The following is a 6,161-nucleotide window of genomic DNA, read 5'->3' as shown; positions in this document are numbered from 1 at the left end:
CCTACTGCACCGCCGGCCAGCCGCTGCCCTTACTCGACGTCGCCTTCCCGCTGCCGTGGTGGCAGCAATGGCTGAGCAAGGAATGGAAGGTCTACCGCGCCACCGAGGTGGAATGGGAACTGGTGCGCTACCAACTGCCGCCCCAAGCACCTCTCAAAGCTTAAACGCGGACATCATCAAACCCTGGGCAAGCCAGGCCTGCCGCTGCGGTTTATGCGTTGAACAGGCAAAAAAAGCCCGCTGTTTCCAGCGGGCCAAGTCTTACCCCAATTTTGATCAAGCAGCTCAAGCCTCCGTGGCGGCCAGCTCGCGCCGCGCCTCCGGCGCCGGACGCGCCAACAGCTCCATCCACTTGCGGCAGGCGGACAGCAGGATCACCAGGCCCAGCGCCAGCATGGCGATGGAGATGGCGGCATTGAACAGGTTGTAGCCCTTGGCCGCCGGGTTCAGGTAAACGTGCTTGATCATCCAGTAGCCAGCGTAATTGACGGTGACGTAGAGATAAGCCAGCGGCAGCAAGCAGGTCATCATGTAGGCGCGATTGTGCGACAGCCGCAGGATGATGGTGGCGCCAATGATCAGGCCGATGGACGCCATCAGCTGATTGGACACGCCAAACAGCGCCCACACCGAATTGATGTCGCCGGAGTTCAGCAGATAGCCCCACAGCAGGCAGGCCACCACCGAGGCGCCGATGGCGCCGGGCATCCAGTCGGTGCGCTTGAGCGGTGCCCAGGCGTCGCCGACGAAGTCCTGGATCAGATAACGGGCGACGCGGGTGCCGGAATCGATGGCGGTGAGGATGAACACCGCTTCGAACATCACCATGAACTGGAAGAAATAGGACGCCAGATTATGGAACCAGGGAATGCGGGTGAAAATGTCCGCCATGCCCACCGCCAGCGTCACCGCGCCGCCGGTGCGGCCGTACAGGTCCAGGCCGATCTCCTGGGACAGCTGCGGCAGGTTCACCACCTGCATGCCCAGCTTGGCGAAGGCGTCCGGCGCGGAGTTGATGGCGAAGTAATCCGCCGGGTGCAAGGCGGTGGCGGCGATCAGCGCCATCACCCCCACCACGCATTCGGCCAGCATCGCGCCGAAACCCACCGGCAGGATGTCGCTCCAGCGGTCTATCTGCTTGGGCGTTGTGCCGGAGCCGATGAAGGCATGGAAGCCGGAAATGGCGCCGCAGGCGATGGTGATGGAGATGAACGGCCACACCGGGCCGGCCAGCACCGGGCCGCCGCCGTGGATGAACTGGGTGACGGCCGGGAACTGGATTTGCGGGTTGATGAACACCACGCCCACCACCAGCAGGCCGAACACGCCTATCTTCATGAAGCTGGACAGGCAGGCGCGCGGAGTCAACAGCATCCACACCGGCAACGCGGTGGCGAAGAAAGCGTAGATGGGCAGCAGCAGGGACACGGTGGACGCTTTCAGCGTCAGCAGTTCGCCCAGCGCGGTGCCTTGGATATAAGGGCCGGCGAACACACAGGCCATGATGGCGGCGACGCCGACATAGCTGGCGTTCTTCATGCTGCCGGTGACGCGCTCCCACAGTCCGACGGCGATGGCGATGGGAATGGTCATGCTCACCGCGAACGCACCCCAGGGATTGCGCTCCAGCGCATGCACCACCACCATGGACAAGCCGGCCATGGTGATGGTGATGATGAACAGCATGGCCAGGCCGGTGCACCAGCCGGCCCAGGGGCCGAGTTCGGTCTTGGCCACTTCCGACAGCGATTTGCCGTGATGCTTCATCGAGGCGAACAGCACCACGGTGTCGTGCACCGCGCCGCCGATCACACAGCCTATCAACAACCACAGCATGCTGGGCAGATAGCCGTACTGGGCGGCCAGCACCGGCCCCACCAGCGGGCCGGCCGCCGCGATGGCGGCGAAGTGGCCGCCAAACGCCACCCACTTGCTGGTGGGCACATAGTCCTTGCCGTCCTGCAATTCATGCGCCGGGGTCACGGCGCTATCATCGACACCCAATACCTTGCGCGTGAAGAACACCCCGTACAGGCGGTAGCAGATGGCAAGTATGCAAAGGGTGGCGATCACGAAGGTCAATGCGTGATCCATTTTTGTCAGCTCCGGTGATAGTCTTACCCGGAACTTACGCGCGGGCGCGGCCGCCGTGGGGCGGAAACCGGCTCAGCGGCAGCATGGCGGCGCCAGCGGTAGCCCAAAGGGGGCGAGCGGCGCCCGGAAATCTCGCTCGCAGGCACGACGACGAAAACCGTGGGAAAGCAGAACGGTAAAGAACGACATGAGCACCCGTCTCTCAGGGCTGCCAATCCTGATAAGGCTTATGCACCTTGAGATAAGCTTGTTGCAACTCGCCGCTGGCGCGCGCGGCGCGGATGGCCCGGCTCAGCGCCTGATTGACGAAATCGCCGCGATGGTTGCAATTGAGGAAGAGCACGTCCGGGTAATCGTCGAAGCGGGTGCGATGGATATTGGACAGCTTGAACTTGCGCACCAGATAATCCGCCTCCTCCTGAGCCCACAACACCCCGTCCACCCGGCCCAGGTTCAGCTTTTTCAACGACAGTTCCAGATTGACCACGCTCTTGCTGGGGAAGCCCCAGTTCACTGGCGGCGCTTCGATGTCGTACTTGGCCAGATTGGCCATGCGCAGCACATCGTCCCGGCTCAACGGCCGGCTCTTGTGGGTGTAGAGCACGAAAGTGACCTTGCCCAGCATTTCCCGGGTGAACTGATACGGTGTGGCATCGTCGGCGCTGTCGCGCACCTTCATGATGGGAAAGCGGAAATCCGCGTTCTTGTCACTGGTGTCCATGTACACGCGCTTGACCGGCTCGATGCTGAAGCTGATCTTGCCTTCCTTGTAATGCCTGGCCACCACTTGCAGCAGTTCAGCGAACGGGCTGCTTTGATTGTTCTCCAGCAATTGCGGCAGAAACACGGCAATGCCGTGCAAGTCCGGCCGCCGGATGTCCGGCGAGCTGTCCTGCGTCGCCGTGCCATTGCAGGCATGAAGCAGCCCAGGCGTCATCCCCAGCGCCAAGGCCGCGCATTGTAATAGTCGCATCGCCATCTCACACTCCCCCTGTCTGAGATGTAGCACACGCGGCTGGCCGCCGCTTCAGCCAGCGATGCCCAACGCGTCCTTCAAGGGCTTCAGATAGCGGCGGCTGACCGGCAGGCTGTGGCCGTCCAGCGTATGGATGGTGGCGACGCCGTTGTCGCCGAACAGGATTTCCCGGATCGCCGACAAGCGCACCAGGTATTGCCGATGGCAGCGGAACAGATCGCTGCGCTCTTCCAGCGTGCGCAGCGTCAGCTCGGTGAAGCGCTCCACGCCGGCGGCGTCCACCACGTAAACACCGCTGAGCCGGGAGCAGACATAGGCCACCTCCTCCAAGCGGCACAGCACGATGCGGTTGACGCCCTGACAGGGAATCAGGCTTAGCGGCGCCAAGGCGCTCATCGCTGCTAGCGGCGGCGCGGCGCGCTGGCGCAGCCGCGCCAGGGTCTTGGCCAAGCGCGCCGGGTCCACCGGCTTCAGCAGATAGTCGCAGGCGTGTTCTTCAAAGGCCTGCAACGCGTAGGCGTCGTAGGCGGTGACGAACACCACTTGCGGCATGGCCTCCGGGTCCAACATCGCCAGCATTTCCAGGCCGCTGATGCGCGGCATCTGGATGTCCAGGAACACCACGTCCGGCTTACGGCGATGGATGAAGGCGATGGCCTCCACCGCGTTGCCGCACTCGCCGACGATGTCCAGGCCGCCGGCGGCCTGCAGCAGTTGGCGCAATTCGTCGCGCGCCAGCGGCTCGTCGTCCACCAGCAGCGCGCTGGGCACGCCGGCCGCGCTCATGCCGCCGCTCCGGCGCGGCGCGCGTCCGCCTGCGGGCAACGACAGGGCAGCAGCAGGCTGACTCGGGTGTAAAGCTCAGGCGCGCAATCCACCGCCACCCCGTAGGCCTCGCCGTAACGGGCGCGGATGCGGCGGTCCACCAGCGACATGCCCAGGCCGTCGCTCTGCTCCGGCTTGCGGTAGAGCCCGGCGTTGTCCTCCACCGTCACCCGCAGGCCGTGCGCGTCGCAGCGGGCGGAGATGCGGATGCTCCCCGGCTCCAGCAGCTGGGAGGTGCCGTGCTTGATCGCGTTTTCCACCAGCGGTTGCAGGGAAAAGGCCGGCAGCTCGGCGCGGCGCGCCGCCTCCGGCGCTGCTATCTCCACTTGCAGCCGGCCGGCAAAGCGCGCCTCCTCGATGCGCAGATAGGCGCTGACATGGTCGATCTCGTCGCCCAGCGTGGCCATCTCGCTGGAGCGCTTCAGGTTCTTGCGGAAAAAGGTGGACAGGTATTGCACCAGCTGGCGCGCATGCTCCGGGTTGCGGCGTATCACCGCGGACAGAGTGTTGAGCGCGTTGAACAGGAAGTGCGGATTGACCTGGGCGTGCAGCAGCTTGATTTCGGTCTGGGCCAGCAGCTGTTTCTGCTGCTCGTACTTGCCTTGCAGGATCTGGTTGGACAGCAGCCGGGCAATGCCTTCGCCCAGGGTCAGGTTGATGCCGGAAAACAACTTGTTGCGCGTCTCGTACAGCTTGATGGTGCCTATCACCCGCTCGTCCTCGCCGCGCAAGGGGATCACCAGCGAGGAGCCCAGCTTGCAAGCCGGGCTGATGGAGCAACGGTAAGGCGTCTCGTTGCCGTCGGCGTACACCACCTGGTTGGCGGCAATCGCGCGCTGGGTCAGCGGCGAGGTGATCGGCGTGCCCGCCAGATGGTGGTCGGCGCCGGCGCCGATGAAGGCCAGCAGCCGCTCGCGGTCGGTCAGCGCCACCGCGCCCACGCCCAGTTCCTCGTACAGGATGCGCGCCATGGTCATGCAGTTGTCGCGATCAAAGCCGTGGCGCAGCACGCCCTCGGCGCGGGCGGCGATCTGCAGCGCCTTGGAGGAGAAAGCGGAGGAATACTTCTCCGCCAGCGCGCGCCGGTCCAGCAAGATGCGCATGAACATGGCCGCGCCCAGAGTGTTGGCTATCATCATCGGCAGCGCGATGCTGCGCACCAGATGCCAGGCGGCGGCGAAGGGCTTGACCGCCGCCAGCAGGATCAGCATTTGCATGCACTCGGCCAACAGCGCCACCGCGGCCACCGCCAGCGGGTCGAACACCCGCCCCAGCTGGCCGCGCCGCACGAAATAATGGTGCACCAGCCCACCCAGCAGGCCTTCGGCCATGGTGGACGCCATGCAGGCTCCGGCGGTGACGCCGCCCAGCGAATAACGATGCAGGCCGCCGGTGAAGCCCACCGCCAGCCCCACCCACGGCCCGCCCAACATGCCGCCCAGCACCGCGCCGGTGGCGCGGGTATTGGCGATGGAGTCGTCGATGTGCAAGCCGAAATAAGTGCCCATCACGCAGAACACCGAAAACACCAGATAGCACACCAGCTTGTGCGGCAGGCGGATGGTGACCTGGGTCAGCGGGATGAACAGCGGCGTCTTGGACAAGAGATAGGCGATCACTAGGTAAACGCACATCTGCTGCAACAAGGTCAGGATCAATGAAAACTCGGTCAACATGCGGGCAGCACAGTAAGGGTGTGCCGTCGAGCATAGGCGACGGTTCGCCGCCCGACCTTGGTTTGGATCAAACCGTTTTCAAGCGCCGCCGGCGCAAACAAAAACGGCCGCCGAAGGCGACCGTTTCTTTCCATCCAGACTTTACACCGGGATCACCGGAATCTTGCCTATCTTCACCCGCCACTCGGCCGGGCCGGTGTTGTGCACGCTGGAACCACAGGAATCCACCGCCACCGTCACCGGCATGTCCTTGACCTCGAACTCGTAAATGGCTTCCATGCCCAGGTCTTCGAAAGCCACCACCTTGGACGCCTTGATCGCCTTGGACACCAGGTAGGCGGAACCGCCTACGGCCATCAGATAGACCGCCTTGTTGTCCTTGATCGCCTCGATCGCGGTGGGGCCGCGCTCGGCCTTGCCTATCATGCCCAGCAAGCCGGTTTGCTCCAGCATCTGACGGGTGAACTTGTCCATGCGGGTGGCGGTGGTGGGGCCGGCCGGGCCCACCACTTCGTCGCGCACCGGATCCACCGGACCCACGTAGTAGATGAAGCGGTTGGTGAAGTCCACCGGCAGCTTCTCGCCCTTGT

At 64.3% G+C, this 6,161-nt stretch carries 5 protein-coding genes; all 5 read right to left on the bottom strand.

Annotation, left to right across the window (positions count from 1 at the left end; translation table 11 throughout):
- Positions 1-285: 285 nt before the first annotated feature.
- A complete protein-coding gene (locus tag ACE3QM_RS22510; protein ID WP_374425029.1) occupies positions 286-2,094 on the bottom strand; it encodes a carbon starvation protein A in 1,809 nt (602 codons plus the stop codon).
- 202 nt (positions 2,095-2,296) lie between these two features.
- Positions 2,297-3,067 carry a hypothetical protein gene (locus ACE3QM_RS22505; protein ID WP_156183845.1) on the bottom strand — a complete coding sequence of 257 codons (771 nt, stop codon included), beginning with the start codon at positions 3,065-3,067 and terminating at the stop codon, positions 2,297-2,299.
- A 54-nt stretch (positions 3,068-3,121) separates the two neighbouring features.
- Positions 3,122-3,856: a two-component system response regulator BtsR gene (gene btsR / locus ACE3QM_RS22500; RefSeq protein WP_374425026.1), complete on the bottom strand. Its 735-nt coding sequence runs from the start codon at positions 3,854-3,856 to the stop codon at positions 3,122-3,124.
- A complete protein-coding gene (locus ACE3QM_RS22495) occupies positions 3,853-5,571 on the bottom strand; it encodes a LytS/YhcK type 5TM receptor domain-containing protein (protein ID WP_374425024.1) in 1,719 nt (572 codons plus the stop codon). The genes btsR and ACE3QM_RS22495 overlap by 4 nt, the downstream gene beginning before the upstream one ends.
- Before the next feature lie 141 nt (positions 5,572-5,712).
- Positions 5,713-6,161 (bottom strand): fumarate hydratase C-terminal domain-containing protein (locus ACE3QM_RS22490; protein ID WP_374425022.1); only part of this gene is annotated, 449 nt, incomplete at its 5' end.

This window comes from Chromobacterium sp. (assembly GCF_041912965.1).
In the GTDB taxonomy this organism is placed as follows: domain Bacteria; phylum Pseudomonadota; class Gammaproteobacteria; order Burkholderiales; family Chromobacteriaceae; genus Chromobacterium; species Chromobacterium aquaticum.
Note: the sequence above shows the minus strand (reverse complement) of the source record. Positions and strands in the feature narration are given on the sequence as shown.

Coding starts and splice junctions, on each gene's coding strand:
- ACE3QM_RS22510 (WP_374425029.1), bottom strand. CDS start 2,094: ATGGATCACGCATTGACCTTCGTGATCGCCACCCTTTGCATACTTGCC.
- ACE3QM_RS22505 (WP_156183845.1), bottom strand. CDS start 3,067: ATGCGACTATTACAATGCGCGGCCTTGGCGCTGGGGATGACGCCTGGG.
- btsR (WP_374425026.1), bottom strand. CDS start 3,856: ATGAGCGCGGCCGGCGTGCCCAGCGCGCTGCTGGTGGACGACGAGCCG.
- ACE3QM_RS22495 (WP_374425024.1), bottom strand. CDS start 5,571: ATGTTGACCGAGTTTTCATTGATCCTGACCTTGTTGCAGCAGATGTGC.